An 18,518-nucleotide genomic window follows, 5' to 3' on the forward strand; every position below is an offset into this window, starting at 1 on the left:
TACTGGTGGTGGAGAAATGAAAAAAAGCTTTCTGAAGGATAAGAGTGAGTTGAAGCGCTGGGCGGGACTTTTCTTTGTACTGCCGGCTTTTATATATCATTTCATTGTGGTAATTGTTCCATCCCTGAAAACGCTCTATCTCTCCTTTTTTGACTGGAACGGAATCGGGAATCCTACCTTTGTTGGGCTGGATAATTTTGTTGAAATGTTTACCACAGATGAGGTTCTTCCGGTCGCGCTGAAGAACACAACGATCTGGACGCTCTGGTTTGTCACGGTGCCGATTGTGATTTCAATTTTTGTTGCAGTATGGGTATCCGGAGTCAAGCATTCCAAGCTGCAGATGTTTTACCGTACGACCTATTTCCTTCCCTATGTGCTATCTGCGGCTATTGCGGGAAAAATCTGGTCAAATTTCTATAATCCGTATTATGGGTTTACCACGATTTTTAAATCCATGGGATTGGATGGGCTGGCGGATATTATGTGGCTGGGAGATCCTAAGATTGCGCTGTTCTCAGTGGCATTTGTCAGCAACTGGAGCTGGTGGGGGTTTGTAATGGTGCTGTTTATCTCGGCACTGCAGCAGATCGACCCCACGCTTTACGAGGCCGCGAGCATTGACGGCGCCGGGAGGGCAAGGCTGTTCTGGCATGTAACTGTGCCGGGGGTCAGCCCGACCATTGTATTTATTGTCGCGATGAGCCTGATGTGGTCGATCCTGTCCTTTGACTTTGTCTGGGTCATGACGATGGGAGGCCCGGGCCAGGCGACAGAACTGCTGTCAACCTGGATTTATAAGAATGCGTTTGTCAATTACAGGGCTGGTTACGCGAACGCTATCTGTATTCTGCAAAGTGTGATTGTACTTGCAATTTTCTTTGTAAACCAGCTAGTACGGAAGAAAGTGGAGGAAGCGGTATGAGTACTGTAAAGAAAAGAAGTCCGATTCTCAACGTGCTAATCCACGCAGTGTTGATTTTTTTGGCTGCATTCCAGCTTTTTCCGCTTGTAGTGCTGTTTATCAACACACTGAGAACCGACGTGGAGATTAAGCACATGCCAATTGGGCTGCCGGAACACGCGTCCTTTCTCAATTATGCAGAGACCTGGGTTAAGGGGAGCTATGCGGTCGCGTTCCGCAACAGCATTTTTATCGGGGCATGCGTAATTGTCATTGTTCTGGTAGGGGCGGGCCTGGCGGCTTATGGCGTTGCAAGGCTTAAAATACCAGGCCGGAATTTCTTTATTGGGTATTTTATGCTGGGCATGTCCTTTCCGGCGTTTATGTATATTGTCCCGCTTTATTACAATTTCAGCGAAATGGGATTAGTCAATACACATGCCAGCGTGATTATTATTTATGCGGCAAGCTATATCCCGTTCTCCATGCTTTTGATCCGCACCTTCCTGGTGGGAATCCCCAGGGAACTGGAGGAAGCAGGAAAGATCGATGGATGCAGTGAATTCGGTGTGTTCCTGCATGTCACAATGCCGCTCTCCCTGCCAATTCTTGCTACAGTGGCGTTGATTGTATTCGTCTGGTGCTGGAATGAATTCCTATGGGCAAACACCTTCCTGACAACGGATGATATTCGGACGGTTTCTACCCGGTTTTATAAATTCGTCGGGGAATGGAGCCGTGATCTTGCCAAAATTTATACGGCCGGGATGATTGCTCTGGGCCCGATTATTGTACTGTATCTCTGCCTGCAAAAAACCTTTATAGAAGGACTGACGCAGGGCGGAGTAAAAGGCTAAAAATGATGGGAGGAAAAGGAGAATGAGACAGATTATCATGACCGGACCGGGTACCAGCCGGGTGGCGGATGTTCCGGTGCCTGAAATCACCGAGGAAGAGCTTTTAGTCAGGGTAACCTATACCGGGATGTGCCATTCGGAATGGTATCCGTGGAATACAGCGAAGGCAGGGGAGATCTTTGGACACGAGCCGGTTGGCGTAGTGGAAAAGGCCGGAAAAAACGTAAAGGGCTTTCAGCCGGGAGACCGGGTATCCGGTTTGGCTGGCGGCTACGCGGAATATATTGTAATGCGGCCGGAACGGACGATCCATGTCCCTGATCATGTGCCGGATGAGGATGCTGTACTGGAACCCTTGTCCTGCCTGCTGAGCGGGGCGGAGCGTGTCCCGGTTGTTACGCCTGGCTGCACTGTGGCGATTGTCGGAGCCGGATATATGGGACTGGGGATGCTCTCTCTGCTGAAGCTCAAAGGCGCAGGAAAAATCATTGTTGTCGACCCGAGGGAGGAAGCGCGTGAGAACGCCCTGAGGATGGGAGCTGCCGAGGTGTATGCTCCGGATAATATTCCTGCAGAATATATTTTGAACTGGGAAACAATGGATCAGGATTTGAGCAAAAAGGATCAGGAAGTGGATCTCTTTAAAACGGGCGTTCCCATCGTCATTGAATTTGCGGGAACCGAAAGCGCGCTGCGCTTGGCCGGAGATATGGTGTGTGCTCATGGATTTTTGGGAGTCGGCGGGTATCATAATAATGACTGTGACCGGAGCATTGATTTTAAACTGTGGAACTTTAAATCCTTCACTCTGGAAAACCTGCACGAACGCAGGAATGAATACCAGGCGAGTCTCTGTCAGAAGTGTATGGATCTCATTGCAAGCGGTCAGTGGAAGTTTACCGGTATGAGCCGCCATATCTACGAAATGGAGGACTTTGACCGTGCGAATCGAGAGATGGAGGAAAAGCCGAGAGGGTATATCAAGGCGTTGGTTCGCTGTTCGAAGGAATAAACGAGAGACGAATAAATCAGCCCGATCAAAGGAGGGAGCAGGAAAACTGCTCCCTCCTTTTACGGAATGTTCATGATATAGGCTTGATTTTTCTATATCACTTCCTGTAAAATAGATAATAATGCCTAGCTATCGTTTGTTGCGGGGAGGGATTGTATGGAACAAGTGATTGCATTTTTAAACACCTATTATCTGGTGATCGCCCGCTTTTTATTTGTTATTTATGCTGTGATTATTCTAATACAGTTAAAACGGTGTATGTTTCACCGCTCAGAAACAACAAAGGTTTTAGCTGTGTTAAATGTGGAGGACGGAGCGATCCGTCTGCCGATCACCCATTACGAAACAACCATTGGACGTTCGAAAGCCTGCGACGTAGTGGTGCCGCTGCCGGTTATGTCAAGGCAGCACGCCGTTTTGTCGATGGAAGAAAACGGAATGTGGAAGATCAGCGATACCAACTCCAACGGCGGGATTTCTGTCAATGGAGAAGACCTGGAGCAGGACAGCCTGATCAGCGTTGGGGATGAAATTTCTATGGCCGGCGTCAAGATGCGGCTGAGCCCGCCATCCAGGTATACCGACGAGGATTCGGAGGAAAAGGGATGGCTGGAGTCCCGATGGGAACGGTTTCGCCGCAAATTCCGCCGCAGGGCGCAGAAGCTGGGATCAGTGAATGTGGCGCTGGGCGCGCTGAGCCTGTTTCAGGTATTGGCGTTTTTGCAGCTTTATATCACGCTGCCGGAAAAATATATGCCGTCCCTTGTGACATGCTTTGTTGTATTGCTGATCCTGCCGTGGGTATATAAGTTTTCCGCTTATCTTCTGGGAATCCGGAATATTACAGCCGAAGCGATTGCTTTTTTCCTGACGACAATCGGTTTCTGCACAACGGCGAGCGCCGCTCCATACAGCCTGATTAAGGAGCTTTTGGCGTTTTTGCTTGGAATCGTTATTTTTTGTGTGATGTGTGGGATTTTGAGGAATTTAAACCTTGTTATGAAGCTCAGGAGGTATGCCGGAATCATCTCCATCCTGGTTTTGGCTGTCAACCTGCTGTTGGGCGTTACCAAGAACGGGCAGAAAAACTGGATTGATTTGGGATTTGTCAGTGTGCAGCCCTCTGAGTTTGTAAAAATCCTGTTCGTGTTCGCGGGCGCTGCAACGCTGGAATGGCTGCTGACCACCAAGAATCTGACTAGGCTGATTGTCTATGCGACCGGATGTATCGGGCTTTTGTTTCTGATGGGAGATTTCGGTACTGCGCTGATCTTCTTCTTTACCTTTCTGGTGCTGATTTTTATGACGAGCGGGGATGTCCGCGCAATTATCCTGACCTGTGTTTCCGCAGGAATGGGCGGATTGCTGATCCTGTTCTTTAAGCCGTATATTATGAATCGGTTTGCCGCCTGGGGACATGTCTGGGAGCACGTCAACGACAGTGCGGGTTTCCAGCAGACAAGGACGCTGATGGCGTCGGCCAGCGGCGGCCTTTTGGGAATCGGCGGCGGGAACGGCTTTTTAAAGCAGGTGTTCGCCGCAGACACCGACTTGGTGTTTGGCGTGATCTGTGAGGAATGGGGACTTCTGATTGCCTTGCTGGTGGTTGCCTGCTATATTCTGTTTCTGCTTGGCGCAATTCGTTCGCGGAAGACAACCTATTCTTCCTACCATATTATTGCAGCTTGTACGGCGGCCTCTATCTTTTTGTTCCAGGCGTCGCTGAATATTTTCGGCGCGACCGATGTGCTGCCGATCACCGGCGTAACGCTTCCGTTCGTCAGCAACGGTGGCTCTAGTATTGCGGCAAGCTGGGGGCTTCTCAGCTTTATCACTGCGGCATTAAACTACACCCGGCCAAAGATGAAGCGCAATGCCGCATCGGAATGGGAACCGTCTCCCAGGACAGCTAGAAAGAGGGTGGTGCGCCGATGAAACGGATTGGGCGAAGAGCTAAAATTCTGGTAGTTGTGATCGTCTATTTTTTAGTCTGCCTGTGCGTCTTATTGGGACGCTATGCCAAAAATGCGGAGAAATGGGTAGTGCATCCGGCCAATCAGGATGTATATCAAAATGGTGTTCCTACCGGGAAGGGAACTGTCCTTTCCAAAGACGGGACTGTGCTGCTGACCCTGGATGAGAATGGGACATCCTACGCCGCGAAGGACGCGCTTCTGAGAAAAGCGACTCTTCATGCCGTGGGAGATTTGAATGATAATATTTCGACCGGTGTGCTGAAAACAAAAAAAGCAAAGCTGATCGGATATGACAGGATTAACGGTACCTATAGTCCATTTTCGCTGGGCGATTCCGTAAAGCTGACCATTGATGCCGAAACCAGCAAGGCGGCTTACCAGGCGTTGGGGAATTACAATGGCGCTGTAGGGGTTTACAATTATCTGACGGGAGAAATTATCTGCATGGTCAGCAAGCCGTCCTATGACCCGATGGATCCGCCGGATCTGGACGGCGATTCCTACAAGGGCGTTTATATTAACCGGGTGGTCAACGGCGTGTATACGCCGGGGTCGGTGTTTAAGTTAATCACCTCTGCTGCTGCGATCGATACCATTGACGATATTTATGACCAGACCTTTACCTGTAGGGGCGGAATTGAAATAAACGGCGAATGGATTGCCTGCACCGGAAACCATGGGGAGATCAGCTTTGAGGAAGCGCTGGCAAAATCCTGTAACGCTGCCTTTGCTGAGATTTCAAATCAGGTGGGAAAAGAAACGCTCCTGAACTATGTGCAGGACGCGGGTGTTAACAATCAGTTTTCCATCAGCGGGATCAAAACCTCAAAAGGGAATTTCGGTCTGAGCAAAGCGGACGAGGTCGGTCTTGCCTGGGCAGGGATCGGGCAGTATACCGATATGGTAAACCCAATGCAGTTTCTGATCTATATGGGTGCAATTGCCAACGGCGGCACTGCGGTTACGCCGTACTATGTCGATTCTACGGCAAAGCTGCTCAATCAGGTAAAACTGGGCTCCAAGGAAAACCGGATGTTAAGCCAGGATACAGCCGACCAGCTTAAAAAATTGATGAGGAATAACGTGGAAAGCGAGTATGGAGATTCCCGTTTTGACGGCCTCTCGATCTGTGGGAAAACAGGAACGGCCGAAGTGGATGACGGAAGGCCGCATGCCTGGTTTGTCGGCTTTTCCGATGATCCGTCCGTACCGCTTGCATTTGTAGTCGTGGTGGAAAACGGGGGAAGCGGAACGGGAACTGCGATTCCGGTCGCACAGGCGACGCTGAAAGCAGCCGCAAAAGCGGTCGAATAGAAAATAAAGTAAAGCGGCCGGTTTCAATGGGCAAGTTCCATAACAAGGTATCCTATACGTAAGAAACGATGCAACCTTAAAAGGGCTGTATCGTTTCTTTTTATGCTGCAAAGTGGATTTTGATATCAAAACCCGATGCTCGTTATCATTGTGGACATCGTCTGTGTATGTATGATTTTGATAACAAAAAAACGATGACGAATGATATGCTCACAAGTCATCGGTTGAACAAAATACTATAGATTATAATTTTTACTGTTCAACAAACCGGAAGTTAGCGTTGAGGATAAACTTTCTGTAATTCTCTCAATTCATCTAAAATTTGAGTTGCATATTCTTTCTCAACTAAAGCGGCAACTTTTCTTTTTTTCCAAATTCCTCCTGAAGTGTCATATACAAAGTGAACGATAAACATTACTTTTTCTTCTGCTTTTGCTATCGATATTTGCAAGTATGGTTCCATAAAATCGGAAATATAGCTGTTTTCATCTCCAACAAGAATTTTCGACAGAGAATTTATCAAATCCTCTAATTCATAAGTTAATAAACAAGCATCTTTATAAATTTGACTGAAATCATCTTCAGAATATTTGATTTCACAAATCAACCAGTTGGCATCATACTCATCGTTTGAAGATTTAGCTTTTGGGAACTGATAACTGCTTACTTTAAAACTAATACTCTTATTGTTCTCTATGATAAACATACTGCCCTCCTACAAATTCCAGTTTGTCTGTATTGTAATATAAAACTCTCCGAAACAATTGTATCAAAGGAAACCTATTTTTTCAACAGTTCGGCGAGTTCTTTTACGAACTGATAAAAAATACCGAGAAAAATTTTTCTCGGTATTCATCTTTCTTGGTCGCCTTTGCAATGCCTGATAATTTAGTACATTTATTGTTTTCTAAAATACTTCCTTATCAGGCGTTAGCAAATGAACCGGCCGCTTTACTTTATAAGACTTTCTTTCACGGAAATAGCCGCATTTTCTACTTCTTTTCCGACAACAACTGATGCTTGATATCCCAGAGCTTCTGAGAAAGGTCTACATAGTAATTGTGCGGGTTCTCAAACCGTTTCACCTCATCCCACAGCAGGTCGAGCTGCTCTGCACAGTAAGCTTTGATTTCGTCGGTGGAGGGACATTCATAGACGCATTTGCCGCCCAAAAAGACCGGGAGAAGAAGCTCTTTAGCGGTATAGTCAGTAAAGGTTTTCCGCTTCCAGGTGAAATCCGGATCAAAAAGCTCAATCGGCTTGGAATCGTCGATCACTTCGTCATGGACACAAATCTGGTCAGCAAAAGCCTTTCCGGTTTCCTTTTCGTAAAGACGGTAGACTTTCTTGAAATGAGGGTTCGTGATTTTTGTTACGTTTTCACTGAGCTTGATCTTTGGGATAATCGTCCCATTTTCATCTTCTATGGCTGCGAGCTTGTAGACGCCGCCAAATACGGGATCGCTTTTGGAGGTGATCAGCCGCTCACCAACGCCAAACAGGTCTACCTGCGCACCCTGTACCAGAATGTCCCGGATGATCAGCTCATCCAGGGAATTGGAGGCCACGATTCTGCATTGTGGGAATCCAGCCTCGTCCAGCATTTTTCGGGCTTTTTTGGAAAGATAGGTAATATCTCCGGAGTCTAAACGGATGGCGCAGTTATGGATTCCTTTTGGTACCAGCACCTCACGAAAGGCCCGGATTGCATTTGGAATCCCGCTTTTTAATACATTGTAGGTGTCAACCAGAAGCGTTACGTTTTCCGGATAAAGCTCACAATAGGTCTTAAAGGCAGTATATTCATCATCGAACATCTGAATCCAGGAATGCGCCATCGTGCCGCCGGCCGGCACGCCGTAAAGCTGGTCGGTCAGGGTACAGGCGGTTCCGGCGCATCCCGCTATATAAGCCGCCCGGGCGCCGAGAACCGCGCCGTCCGCGCCCTGCGCGCGCCGGGAGCCAAATTCCAGCACCACCCGCCCGTTTGCCGCGCGGACAATCCGGTTCGCCTTTGTTGCAATCAAGGACTGGTGGTTTAGGCTCAGCAATACAAAGGTCTCGATCAGCTGTGCTTCAATTGCGGGAGCACGGACAGTCAGAATCGGTTCGCCGGGGAAGATCGGTGTTCCCTCCGGAACCGCCCAGATATCGCCGCTGAAACGGAACGCGGAAAGATATTTTAAGAAATCCTCTGAGAAAAGCCGTTTCTCCCGCAGAAACTGGATATCCGCTTCAGAAAAGTGCAGATTTTTAATATATTCAATGATCTGTTCCAGTCCGGCGGCAATGGCAAAACCGCCGTGGTCAGGCACCTGACGGAAAAAGACGTCAAAATAGGTAATCCGGTCTTTTAATCCTGTTTCAAAATAACCGTTTCCCATTGTCAATTCATAGTAATCGCATAAAAGGGTATTGTTTGGCTGCTCCATGCATTTTCCTCTTTTCTATTTTCGGTTGATCACCGTCATATGAAGCCCTTCCATAATATCGAGGGCCTTCTGGTTCATCTCTTCTGATATTCCGGCAATACAGCCTGCATCAATCAGGATTTCAGCCTGCGGAAGGGCAGCCTTTGCCAGCACTGCATTGGAAATCACACAGATGTGGGAAACAACGCCGCAAAGCTCTACTAAATCATAATTTTGCTCCTTCAGAAATTCCGCAAGGCTAAGCGAACCAAAGGTGTCCTTGCAGAAGATCCGCCTGGCTTCCTGTTGAAAAGCCGCTGCCTTTCCATAGATATCCCACCCGGTGCTGTTTTTGAGGCAGTGCTCAATCGGGAGGTGTTTCCCCTCCTGGGTTTGGAGGTAATCGATGTCGTGCGTATCGAAGGTAAACAGGAGATCGCCATGATGATCCAGGTATTTTCTGATTTTATCGCAGATCGGTTTTTCAAGCTCCAAAGCCCTGGGAAAACCAAGCGCCCCGGAGACAAAATCATTTTGATAATCCACCACGATTAACGCTTTTTTCATACGGATTCATCCTCTCTAACAGCTTTAGTTTGTCTTAGTATAGCACAATCATACAGGTAAAACAAGCGAATAAGAGTTTACAAAAAGCCAAGAATGTAGTATAGTAGTTAGCATAAGCCTCACATTCAGAAAGGAAAGTATTATGCGATTTCAGAGATTGGCATTGAGTTTGACTGCATTGTGTTGTCTGGCGGTATTTTCTGCATGTGGAAAAAGCGCTGTGGAGGAAGCCGCTTTAGAGGATCAGGCTGACGTGCCCTCCCAAGCCGTTACGGCGGAAGAAAGCAGCGAGGATGCAGAGCAGGAGAAAGCTTCTGAAGAAGCAGATAGGAAGCTTCAGGATGGAACGGTTGAAATCACGATTTCCGGCGAACTTCTTGGAGAAAATGCGGTAGAGGAATTGAGCGAAGAACAGAAGGACATGGGATACCAATCGGCCGCCGTAAATGCGGACGGCTCGGTCACCTATGTGATAGATTCGGAAAAATATGAAATAGTGCTGATAGAACTGCGCAAGGAATCGGTGAAAGCGCTGGAAGCAATGACAAACGGAGAGGTATACCGGACAATCCGCGGCGTGCTGTACGACGATAACCTCGAAACGATTACGCTGGTGGTATCAAACCAGGCAGAGTTTGAACAGTCTGCCACAGACAGCTTTTCGGTCTGGCAGGCGGGACTTACCGGATGTCTCTACCAGGAAATGAGAGGGGAGCAGGACTACACTGTTACGGTAAATCTGCAGGATTCTGCCTCCGGGGATATCTTTTCCTCTGCGGCTTTTCCGGAGGCCTTCAACCAATAAAGACAAATAAGCAAATGCAAAAGGGCGTTGAGGAAATCTCCTCAACGCCCTGATTCAGTTTTACAACAGAAAGGATTAATAGATAGATTTGTACAGGTTCAGGATGTCTTCCACAGAGGCGTCTTTCGGGTTGCCCGGTGCGCAGGCGTCTGCATAAGCGGAATTGGCCAGATCCTCCAGATCCTCTTCCTTTACGCCGATTTCACGCAATGTTTTCGGAATTCCAACATCCTCCGAGAGCTTTTTCACAGCCTCAACAGCTGCTTTCCGGTATTCCTCCTGTGTCATCCCGTCGACACCTTCCACGCCCATTGCACGTGCGATTTCACGGAATTTATCACCGGTTGCGGGAGCATTGTATTCCATTACATATGGCAGAATCACTGCGTTGGCGATCCCGTGCGGTGTGTCATAAAAGGCGCCGAGAGGGTGTGCCATAGCATGCACGATTCCCAGCCCGACATTCGAGAAGCCCATTCCGGCTACATACTGGCCGAGCGCCATATCCTCTCTGCCCTTTGGTTCGCCGGCGACGGCAGAACGCAGGGAACGCGCGATAATTTCAATCGCCTTCAGATGAAGGGTATCCGTCAGCTCCCAGGCCGCCTTCGTGGTATAACCCTCGATTGCGTGGGTCAGCGCGTCCATCCCGGTGGAGGCGGTCAGACCCTTCGGCATAGAGCTCATCATGTCGCTGTCGACAAATGCGACGATGGGGATATCATGCGGGTCTACACAGACAAATTTGCGCTTTTTTTCTTCATCTGTAATAACGTAGTTGATGGTAACCTCGGCGGCTGTTCCGGCTGTAGTTGGAACAGCAAAAATCGGGACGGACTTGTTCGGCGTATTCACCGCGCCCTCCAGGCTAACCACGTCGGCATATTCCGGATTTGCGGAGATAATGCCGATTGCTTTTGTTGTATCAATCGGGGAACCGCCGCCGATTGCGATCAGGTAATCTGCGCCGCATTCTGCAAAGACCTTCAGGCCCTCTTTTACAATCCCGACGGTTGGATTCGCCTTCACGTGATCAAATACCTCATAAGCCAGCCCGTTGTTATCCAGCAGGGAAGTTACTTTTGAGACAACGTTGAATTTTACCAGATCCTTATCTGTTACAATAAGAGCCTTTTTGAATCCGCGTCCTTTTGCTTCATCGACGATTGAGGCGATTGCCCCCGCGCCGATATAGCTTGTTTCATTTAGTACCATTCTGTTTGCCATAAACGGTTCACTCCTTCGCTTTATTTTCTGGTTTCAGTATACCGCAATCTGTTTCTGCTGTCCAGTATCCTGCGCCATATTGCGAAACAATCATGCTTCGATCAAATACTGCGCAAAAGCAATCAAATCAGAGCAAAATACTTCAAATAATTTATCAGTTGAAGTAGCAAGATAATTGTGATACAATAAACTAGAATAAAAGAATGAGGCGATTAGCATGTTAGAAGAAATCAAAAAGCAGTCCGAGCAGGCGGTTCGTGAGCTGCTGGCACTTGCAGATCCCGGGCCGAAAAGCCTGGTGGTCATAGGCTGCTCTACCAGTGAGGTCGGCGGCGAGAAAATCGGGACGCATTCCAATATGGAAATTGCCGAAGCGATATATCAGGGGATTGCTCCTGTGCTGTCGGAAAAAGGGCTTTATCTGGCGGCCCAGTGCTGTGAGCATCTGAACCGCTCCGTTATTATAGAGGAAGAGGCGGCTCTGTATTACGGGCTGGAGGCAGTGAACGTGATGCCGCAGATGAAGGCGGGAGGTTCCTTTGCCACGACTGCTTATACGCATTTTGACCATCCGGTTGCCGTAGAGGAAGTAAAGGCCTCCTGCGGGATCGATATCGGCGGAACCTTGATCGGAATGCACCTGAAGCGGGTAGCGGTGCCGGTTCGGCTTTCTGTACGACAGATAGGGGAGGCTCCGATTATCTGTGCCAGGACAAGACCGAAGTTTATCGGCGGGGAGCGGGCGCATTATAACCCTGAACTGTTATAAAAATTCATTTGATCGTAAATCGCAGAATGCAGAAAGGAAGCTTTGTTTTTTAAAGCGTGGTCATTACTATGACATATTCCATTAAAGAGGTTGCAGATAAATTTGGACTCACTACCCATACGCTGCGGTATTATGATAAGGAGGGGCTTCTGCCCTCCATCAAACGGACAGAATCCGGCATCCGCAGGTTTGACGACAATGATCTGGAATGGCTCGGCCTGGTTTGCTGCCTGAAAAATACCGGGATGCAGATTAAGGAAATCAAGCAGTTCCTCGATTGGTGCATGGAAGGGAAGGATTCTCTGCCAAAGTGCGTGGACCTGCTCTGTGAGCATCGCAGGCATGTAGAAAACCAAATGGCTGAGCTGCAAAAAAATTTGGAAAAGATTGATTGGAAAATTAACTATTACAGTAATTTATGTAAACATGAAGTGGAGGGAAAAGGCGCATGATCAAGCATATCGTTTGTTTTAAGCTCAAGGATAACAGCCCGGAGGCATGCCAAAGGGCAAGGGAGGTTCTGCTTTCTATGAAGGGAAAGGTGGAGCAGCTCAGGGACATCCAGGTAGGGATCGATTTCCTTCACTCTGAACGTTCCTATGATATTATCCTGGAGGTTCTGCTGGACAGCAGGGAGGATATGGAAGCATACCAAAACCATCCTTATCATGTGGAAACGGTCAAAACCTATATGCATCGGGTGCGTTCAGGAAGCGTTGCAGTCGATTACGAAATTGCATAAAAAAGCCATTCAAGGGAAATCCCTTGAATGGCTTTTTTTAAACTCGGTGCAGTAAATCTGTATAGCTTGGCATCGGCCATTTCTTTTTGTCTGTCACAACCTCCATCCGGTCAACTAACGTCCGGGTTTGTTCCATTTTCGGAAGCACCTGGTCGCGATAGTATTCCGCGGTTTCCAGGCTGCTTTCGGCCGGGGCGGAAGAGACAAGTTCCTCCAGGCGGTTTGTGGTGTCAACAATCCCATCCAGAAGGGAAGATAGGTTTTGGAGCAGGCCGTAGATGCTGTGATTCTGTATCCCGGTTTCCTTCAGCTTCAGGTAGCTGTCAGAGATCGAACCGATATATTCGACCGATGCGGGAATCACCAGCTTTTTCACCATCTCCAGAAGGGTGTTGGCTTCGATCATAATGATATGGCTGTAGTTTTCAAGCAGAATTTCATACCGTGACTGGCATTCCACCTCGCTTAAGACATGGTTTCTGCCAAGAACGCTGATATTTTTTGGCTCCAGATAAGCGGCGGCGGCGTCCACAGTATTCGAGAGGTTTGGCAGGCCGCGGCGCCTAGCTTCCTCCACCCATTCCTGGGTGTAGTTGTTCCCGTTAAAGATAATCCGTCCGTGCTGCTGCATCGTATCCCGGATAATCCGGCGGATTTCACCGTCAAAGTCCTTGGAATTGGTAAGCCGGTCGGTAAAGCGGGAGAGCACATCGGCCACAATCGTATTGAGGATGTAATTTGCACAGGCAATCGAAGCGGACGATCCCACCATCCGAAATTCAAACTTGTTTCCGGTAAAGGCAAAGGGAGAAGTCCGGTTACGGTCACTGTCGTCCTTTTTCAGCTTGGGAAGGGTTTCAACGCCCATCTGCAAAAAGGCGGATTCCATCTGGTTCTGCGGCTTTTCCCCTTCCGCAATATGATGCAGGACAGAGGTGAGCTGCTCGCCGAGAAAGATGGAGATAATTGCAGGCGGTGCTTCATTGGCGCCCAGGCGGTAGTCGTTCCCGGCAATAGCGGCGGAAAGCCGGAGCAGGTCGGAATATTCGTCCACCGCGGTAATGACCGCGCAAAGGAAGGTTAAAAACTGAATATTTTCATAGGGGTTTTTGCCGGGCTCAAACAGGTTGATCCCGTCGTCCGTGCAGAGCGACCAGTTGTTGTGCTTACCGGAGCCGTTGATATGCGCGAACGGCTTTTCGTGAAGCAGACAGGCAAGACCGTTTTTCTTGGCAATGGTACGCATCAGCTCCATCGTGAGCTGATTGTGGTCGCACGCAATATTAACCGAGTCAAAGACCGGCGCAAGCTCATGCTGTGCGGGGGCAACCTCGTTGTGTTTGGTTTTTGCGGTTACGCCGAGCTTCCAGAGCTCTTCGTCAAGCTGGCGCATATAGTCGGCGATCCGAATCCGGATCCGGCCGAAGTAGTGATCCTCCATTTCCTGTCCCTTAGGCGGTTTTGCTCCCAGCAGCGTCCTGCCGCAGATTTTCAGATCCAGGCGCTTTTCGTACAGTTCGCGGTCGATCAGGAAATATTCCTGTTCTGCACCCACTGTTACAATCACTCGTTTGGAGGTGGTGTTTCCGAAAGCGCGCAGCAGACGCATGGCTTCATTCGAAATCACCTCCATGGAACGGAGCAGCGGAGTTTTCGCGTCCAGCGCTTCTCCTGTATAGGAACAAAACGCGGTGGGTATGTAGAGGGTATGATCTTTGATAAAAGCCGGAGAAGTGCAGTCCCACATGGTATAGCCGCGTGCTTCGAAGGTGTTGCGCAGGCCTCCGTTCGGGAAGCTGGAGGCGTCCGGTTCCCCTTTGGTCAGCTCCTTTCCGGAGAATTCCAGGATGATTTTGCCGTCCGGGGTAGGGGAGATAAAACTGTCCAGCTTTCCAGCGGTAATATTGGTCATAGGCTGGAACCAGTGGGTGAAGTGAGTAGCGCCCTTTTCCACCGCCCAGTCCTTCATGGCTTCCGCCACGATTTCTGCTACATCCGCCGTCAGCGGCTGGCTGGATTCGATGGATTTTTTCAGCTCCTTATAGGTGCTTTTGGGCAATTTGTCCCGCATGACGGTATCGCTGAAAACATTGCATCCGAATTGTGAAAAATCAAAATTCATGTAACTGCTCCTTATCCTTTAGATATGGCTATTTACTTACATTTATAACAGGGTAATTCCTTTTTCTTCACAGGCTTTGATCATATCATCCTGCCAGATGGAAGCCTGCACCTCGCCGATGTGCGCTTTCTGCAGCAGAACCATGCACAGCCGCGACTGCCCGATTCCGCCGCCCATCGTGAGCGGAAGCTCTCCGCTTAATAGCTGCTGGTGAAACGGAAGCGTCTTGCGCTGCTCACAGCCTGCCTGGGCAAGCTGACGCTGCAAAGCCGCAGCGTCTACACGGATCCCCATGGAGCTGAGCTCCACCGCGCGGTTTAAAAGCGGATACCAGATCAAAAGGTCGCCGTTTAGGGCCCAGTCGTCATAGTCCGGAGCGCGCCCGTCGTGCTTCTGCCCGCTTTTGAGCAGGCCGCCGATCTGCATTAAAAAAACAGTCTTATGCTCCCTGCAGACAGCGTCCTCCCGTTCCCTCGGCGTTAGGTCTGGGTAACGGTCTTCCAGCTCCTGCGTGGTGAGGAAGGTGATATCCGTTGAGAGAAAGCTTTTGATCTGCGGAAAGGTCTCCGCCAAGCGGTTTTGCGTCCCTTTTACCGCCTTGACGATCTGCCGGACGGTTTGCTTGAGCGTTTCTACGGTACGGGTTTCCGGAGTGATGATTTTTTCCCAGTCCCACTGGTCGACATAGACGGAATGCAGGTTATCCAGCTCCTCGTCCCGGCGGATCGCATTCATATCAGTGTAAAGCCCTGTATTCGGCGCAAAATGATAGCGTTTCAGGGCCTGCCGTTTCCATTTGGCAAGAGAATGAACAATTTCCACCTCGCAGCCGGCGTCCGGCACATCAAAGCCGACCGGGCGTTCTACGCCATTCAGATCATCGTTGAGTCCGCTTTCCGGGCGGACGAACAGTGGCGCGGAAACACGGGTCAGGGTCAGGTTTTCAGCCAGCTTTTTTTCAAAGGTATCCTTCACCAGCTTGATGGCAATTTCCGTGTCAAGAATGGAAAGCTTATCGGTATAGGCTTCCGGGAAATAGCAGGATTCTATGCTCAATCGGGACAACTCCTTTTCAGATCAGAATTATTTCTCATGTCATAAAAATAATTTTATCATTATTGCGGGTGTTTGACAAGTAAAGCCTTGCAATTCTCCCTATTTTTTCTGTTTTCACTTTATTCGCGGCCGGGATTTTCCAAAAAATTAAAGAATTTCACGAAAGGCGGGGGAAAGATAATTTGTAAATATTTCCGGAAAATATTGATAATTATAGGCAAAAAAAGTATAATAAAATATTAGTGACTGGGATGAGGAGTTGAAGTGTGATGTTGCGAGAAGCCTCACGTTTTTTTGAAGAATTAAAAGGAAAAAAAATCGCGGTTGTCGGAATGGGCGTGAGCCATTTTGATTTGATCCGCCTTTTGATTGGAAAAGGCCTGGATGTCATCGTCTGTGATAAGAGAACGGAAGAACAGCTTTTGCAGAGCTATGCTGAAAACTACAGGGCGCTTTCTGCGCTGGGCGCGGAATTTTCTCTGGGGGAAGGCTATACGGCGGCTTTTCGGGAGGCGGATATTATCTTCCGTACGCCTGGGATGAATTATTTCACACCGGAGCTGGCCGAGGCCAGAAAAAACGGCAGGGTAGTCACCTCGGAGATGGAGGTCTTTTTTGACCTTTGTCCCTGCAAAATCTATGCGGTAACCGGTTCAGACGGAAAAACTACCACTACCACGCTGATCAGCGAGTTTTTAAAGGCGGAAGGGAAAACGGTACATCTGGGCGGCAATATCGGAAAGGCGCTTCTGCCGGCCATTGAATCGATCCGCCCGGAGGACGCCGCAGTGGTAGAGCTTTCAAGCTTTCAGCTAATTTCCATGCGCCAGTCGCCGGATGTGGCTGTTGTCACCAATGTGGCGCCGAACCATCTGGATGTACACAAGACCATGGAGGAATATATCAGTGCGAAGAAAAATCTTTTCCTGCATCAGAACGCTTTCTCGAGAACTGTTTTGAATCTTGATAATGATATTACCCGGGGCTTTGCACCGGAGGTGCGCGGGGAACTGAGCTGTTTTTCACGCACGCAAAGAGTTTGTAACGGCGCTTACCTGAGGGAGGACGGAACGCTGATTCGGGTGGTGCAGGGAGAAGAACAGGAGATAATCCATAAGGACGACATCAAGCTGCCCGGAATGCACAATGTGGAAAATTACCTGACGGCGATCAGCGCGGTTTCCGATGAGGTTTCTGCCGAGACCATCAGGAAGGTGGCAATGGAATTCGGCGGGGTAGAGCACCGGATCGAGCTGGTGCGAACCTTGGACGGAGTGCGGTATTATAATGACAGCATCGCGACCAGCCCGACCCGGACAATCGCGGGTCTAAAGGCCTTTGACCAGAAACTGATTGTGATTGCCGGGGGATATGATAAAAAAATTCCCTATGAACCGCTGGCGCCCTATATCAATGAGAGGGTGAAGGTGCTGGTGCTGCTGGGAGCGACTGCTCCTAAAATTGAAAAGGCAGTGACCGAAGATCCATCCTATCGTCCAGAGGAGCTGACGATTCTTCATGCGGGAACGCTGGAAGAGGCTGTAGAAAAGGCGCGGGAGGCCGCTAAGGCGGGGGATGTCGTTACTCTGTCGCCGGCGAGCGCAAGCTTTGACCTGTATCTGAATTTTGAACAGCGCGGACAGCATTTTAAGCGGATTGTCCATGCGCTGCAATAAAGAATGGATGAGCAGGAGAAAAAATTTGCGAAAGGAATGGCTAACAGAATGGAGTTAAGAAATACAATTGAAACGCTCTGCAGGGCGCCGGGAATTTCCGGATGGGAGAAAAATGCCTCCATGGCGGCGCTGAACCTGTTGAAGCCCTATGCCCCGAACGCCGAAATTGATGCATTTCAGAATGTATTGGGTGTTGTTCGTCTGGCCGAGGAGGGAAAACCCACCGTGCTTTTGGACGCGCATATCGATGAAATTGGGATGATTGTCACCCATGTGGATGCAAAGGGATTTTTGAAGGTAGCAAGCTGCGGCGGAATGGATCGCAGGCTGGTGCTGGGCCAGGAAGTGTCCGTTTATGGCAGGAAGGAGCTTCATGGCGTGATTGCGGCGATGCCGCCGCATCTGACCTCTTCGGAGGACGGCGCGAAGGTGCCGGAGATTGAACAGATTCTGATTGACGTCGGGATGGAGAAGGATGAGGTAAAAAAGGTAGTCGCGCTGGGTGACCGGGTGAGCATCCGGTCAGATTTTCACTCCATGCTGGGCAGCCGGGTCGCCTCCCGGGCGCTGGACGACCGGTGCTGTGTCGCAGTCATTCTCCGCACGCTGGAATTGCTGCAGGATGAAAAACTGGACTGCGGGCTTTCCGTAATGTTTACTACGCAGGAAGAAACCGGCGAACGCGGTGCGGAAATTGCCGGCTACCGGCTTAAGCCTGATATCGCCGTGGCACTGGACGTCTCCTTTGCCCATACGCCCGATGCGGATGAATATAAATGTGGAAAGATGGGAAAGGGCCCGATGATTGGAATGGCTCCGTCCCTGGATCGGAAGATTTCAGCGGAGTTTGTCCGGCTGGCGGAGGAAAAGGGAATCCCTTATCAGACAGAGGTGATGGGCGGTACGACTGGAACCAACGCGGACGCAATCGGCACCCTGTGCGGAGGCGTGCGGATGGGACTGCTGTCGGTGCCTCTGAAATATATGCATACCCCAATTGAGATGATTGACCTTGCCGACTGCGAGGCCGCGGCACAGCTGCTTGCGGCCTATCTGTCAGAAGTGGGAAAGGGGGAATAG

Annotated in this window: 17 protein-coding genes; 11 read left to right on the top strand and 6 right to left on the bottom strand. The window is 49.4% G+C overall.

The annotated features are described in order from the left end of the window. The first annotated feature begins 16 nt into the window (after positions 1–16). The 5 genes from CZ360_RS10610 to CZ360_RS10630 all read left to right on the top strand — a co-directional run bounded on the left by CZ360_RS10610 (position 17) and on the right by CZ360_RS10630 (position 6,063). Positions 17–925 carry a carbohydrate ABC transporter permease gene (locus CZ360_RS10610; RefSeq protein ID WP_077534175.1) on the top strand — a complete coding sequence of 303 codons (909 nt, stop codon included), beginning with the start codon at positions 17–19 and terminating at the stop codon, positions 923–925. Beyond that, the gene (locus tag CZ360_RS10615; protein ID WP_077534176.1) at positions 922–1,761 is read left to right on the top strand and encodes a carbohydrate ABC transporter permease; all 840 of its coding nucleotides are present in this window, start codon (positions 922–924) and stop codon (positions 1,759–1,761) included. Before CZ360_RS10610 ends, CZ360_RS10615 begins: the two co-directional genes overlap by 4 nt. 22 nt (positions 1,762–1,783) lie before the next feature. After that, entirely contained in the window at positions 1,784–2,773 is a 990-nt protein-coding gene (locus tag CZ360_RS10620; protein ID WP_077534177.1) for a zinc-dependent alcohol dehydrogenase, read from the top strand. A gap of 156 nt (positions 2,774–2,929) precedes the next feature. Next, a complete protein-coding gene (locus tag CZ360_RS10625) occupies positions 2,930–4,708 on the top strand; it encodes an FtsW/RodA/SpoVE family cell cycle protein (protein ID WP_077534178.1) in 1,779 nt (592 codons plus the stop codon). Continuing rightward, positions 4,705–6,063: a penicillin-binding transpeptidase domain-containing protein gene (locus CZ360_RS10630; protein WP_077534179.1), complete on the top strand. Its 1,359-nt coding sequence runs from the start codon at positions 4,705–4,707 to the stop codon at positions 6,061–6,063. The genes CZ360_RS10625 and CZ360_RS10630 overlap by 4 nt, the downstream gene beginning before the upstream one ends. A 274-nt stretch (positions 6,064–6,337) precedes the next feature. Here the strand turns inward: CZ360_RS10630 and CZ360_RS10635 are convergent, their stop codons facing one another. The 3 genes from CZ360_RS10635 to CZ360_RS10645 form a co-directional block, all read right to left on the bottom strand. Beyond that, positions 6,338–6,769: a WapI family immunity protein gene (locus CZ360_RS10635; RefSeq protein WP_077534180.1), complete on the bottom strand. Its 432-nt coding sequence runs from the start codon at positions 6,767–6,769 to the stop codon at positions 6,338–6,340. A 286-nt stretch (positions 6,770–7,055) separates the two neighbouring features. Next, entirely contained in the window at positions 7,056–8,495 is a 1,440-nt protein-coding gene (locus CZ360_RS10640; RefSeq protein ID WP_077534181.1) for a nicotinate phosphoribosyltransferase, read from the bottom strand. Positions 8,496–8,510: 15 nt separating this feature from the next. Beyond that, positions 8,511–9,041: a cysteine hydrolase family protein gene (locus tag CZ360_RS10645; RefSeq protein WP_077534182.1), complete on the bottom strand. Its 531-nt coding sequence runs from the start codon at positions 9,039–9,041 to the stop codon at positions 8,511–8,513. A gap of 142 nt (positions 9,042–9,183) precedes the next feature. On the opposite strand from CZ360_RS10645, the gene CZ360_RS10650 reads away from it, so the two are divergent. Continuing rightward, positions 9,184–9,846 carry a hypothetical protein gene (locus tag CZ360_RS10650; protein WP_077534183.1) on the top strand — a complete coding sequence of 221 codons (663 nt, stop codon included), beginning with the start codon at positions 9,184–9,186 and terminating at the stop codon, positions 9,844–9,846. A gap of 75 nt (positions 9,847–9,921) precedes the next feature. Here CZ360_RS10650 and fucO read toward each other — a convergent pair whose 3' ends face one another. Then, the gene (fucO, locus tag CZ360_RS10655) at positions 9,922–11,073 is read right to left on the bottom strand and encodes a lactaldehyde reductase (protein WP_077534184.1); all 1,152 of its coding nucleotides are present in this window, start codon (positions 11,071–11,073) and stop codon (positions 9,922–9,924) included. A 217-nt stretch (positions 11,074–11,290) separates the two neighbouring features. Between fucO and CZ360_RS10660 the strand changes: the two genes are divergently transcribed. The 3 genes from CZ360_RS10660 to CZ360_RS10670 all read left to right on the top strand — a co-directional run bounded on the left by CZ360_RS10660 (position 11,291) and on the right by CZ360_RS10670 (position 12,584). Beyond that, positions 11,291–11,842, top strand: coding sequence for a TIGR01440 family protein (locus tag CZ360_RS10660; RefSeq protein WP_077534185.1), 552 nt, complete (start codon positions 11,291–11,293; stop codon positions 11,840–11,842). A 68-nt stretch (positions 11,843–11,910) separates the two neighbouring features. Continuing rightward, entirely contained in the window at positions 11,911–12,294 is a 384-nt protein-coding gene (locus CZ360_RS10665; RefSeq protein WP_077534186.1) for a MerR family transcriptional regulator, read from the top strand. Then, positions 12,291–12,584, top strand: a complete 294-nt coding sequence (locus CZ360_RS10670; RefSeq protein ID WP_077534187.1) for a Dabb family protein — start codon at positions 12,291–12,293, stop codon at positions 12,582–12,584. Before CZ360_RS10665 ends, CZ360_RS10670 begins: the two co-directional genes overlap by 4 nt. A gap of 37 nt (positions 12,585–12,621) precedes the next feature. On the opposite strand, the gene CZ360_RS10675 is transcribed toward CZ360_RS10670, so the two are convergent. Continuing rightward, positions 12,622–14,706, bottom strand: a complete 2,085-nt coding sequence (locus tag CZ360_RS10675; RefSeq protein WP_077534188.1) for a glutamine synthetase III family protein — start codon at positions 14,704–14,706, stop codon at positions 12,622–12,624. A 42-nt stretch (positions 14,707–14,748) separates the two neighbouring features. Continuing rightward, a complete protein-coding gene (gene asnA, locus CZ360_RS10680; RefSeq protein WP_143530271.1) occupies positions 14,749–15,756 on the bottom strand; it encodes an aspartate--ammonia ligase in 1,008 nt (335 codons plus the stop codon). A gap of 275 nt (positions 15,757–16,031) precedes the next feature. On the opposite strand from asnA, the gene murD reads away from it, so the two are divergent. Together murD and CZ360_RS10690 are read left to right on the top strand one after the other, a co-directional pair. After that, a complete protein-coding gene (murD, locus tag CZ360_RS10685; RefSeq protein ID WP_077534190.1) occupies positions 16,032–17,438 on the top strand; it encodes a UDP-N-acetylmuramoyl-L-alanine--D-glutamate ligase in 1,407 nt (468 codons plus the stop codon). A 48-nt stretch (positions 17,439–17,486) separates the two neighbouring features. Then, complete coding sequence (locus CZ360_RS10690) at positions 17,487–18,518, top strand: M42 family metallopeptidase (RefSeq protein WP_159438251.1); 1,032 nt, start codon at positions 17,487–17,489, stop codon at positions 18,516–18,518.

The organism is Massiliimalia massiliensis, assembly GCF_900155615.1.
GTDB lineage: Bacteria > Bacillota > Clostridia > Oscillospirales > Ruminococcaceae > Massiliimalia > Massiliimalia massiliensis.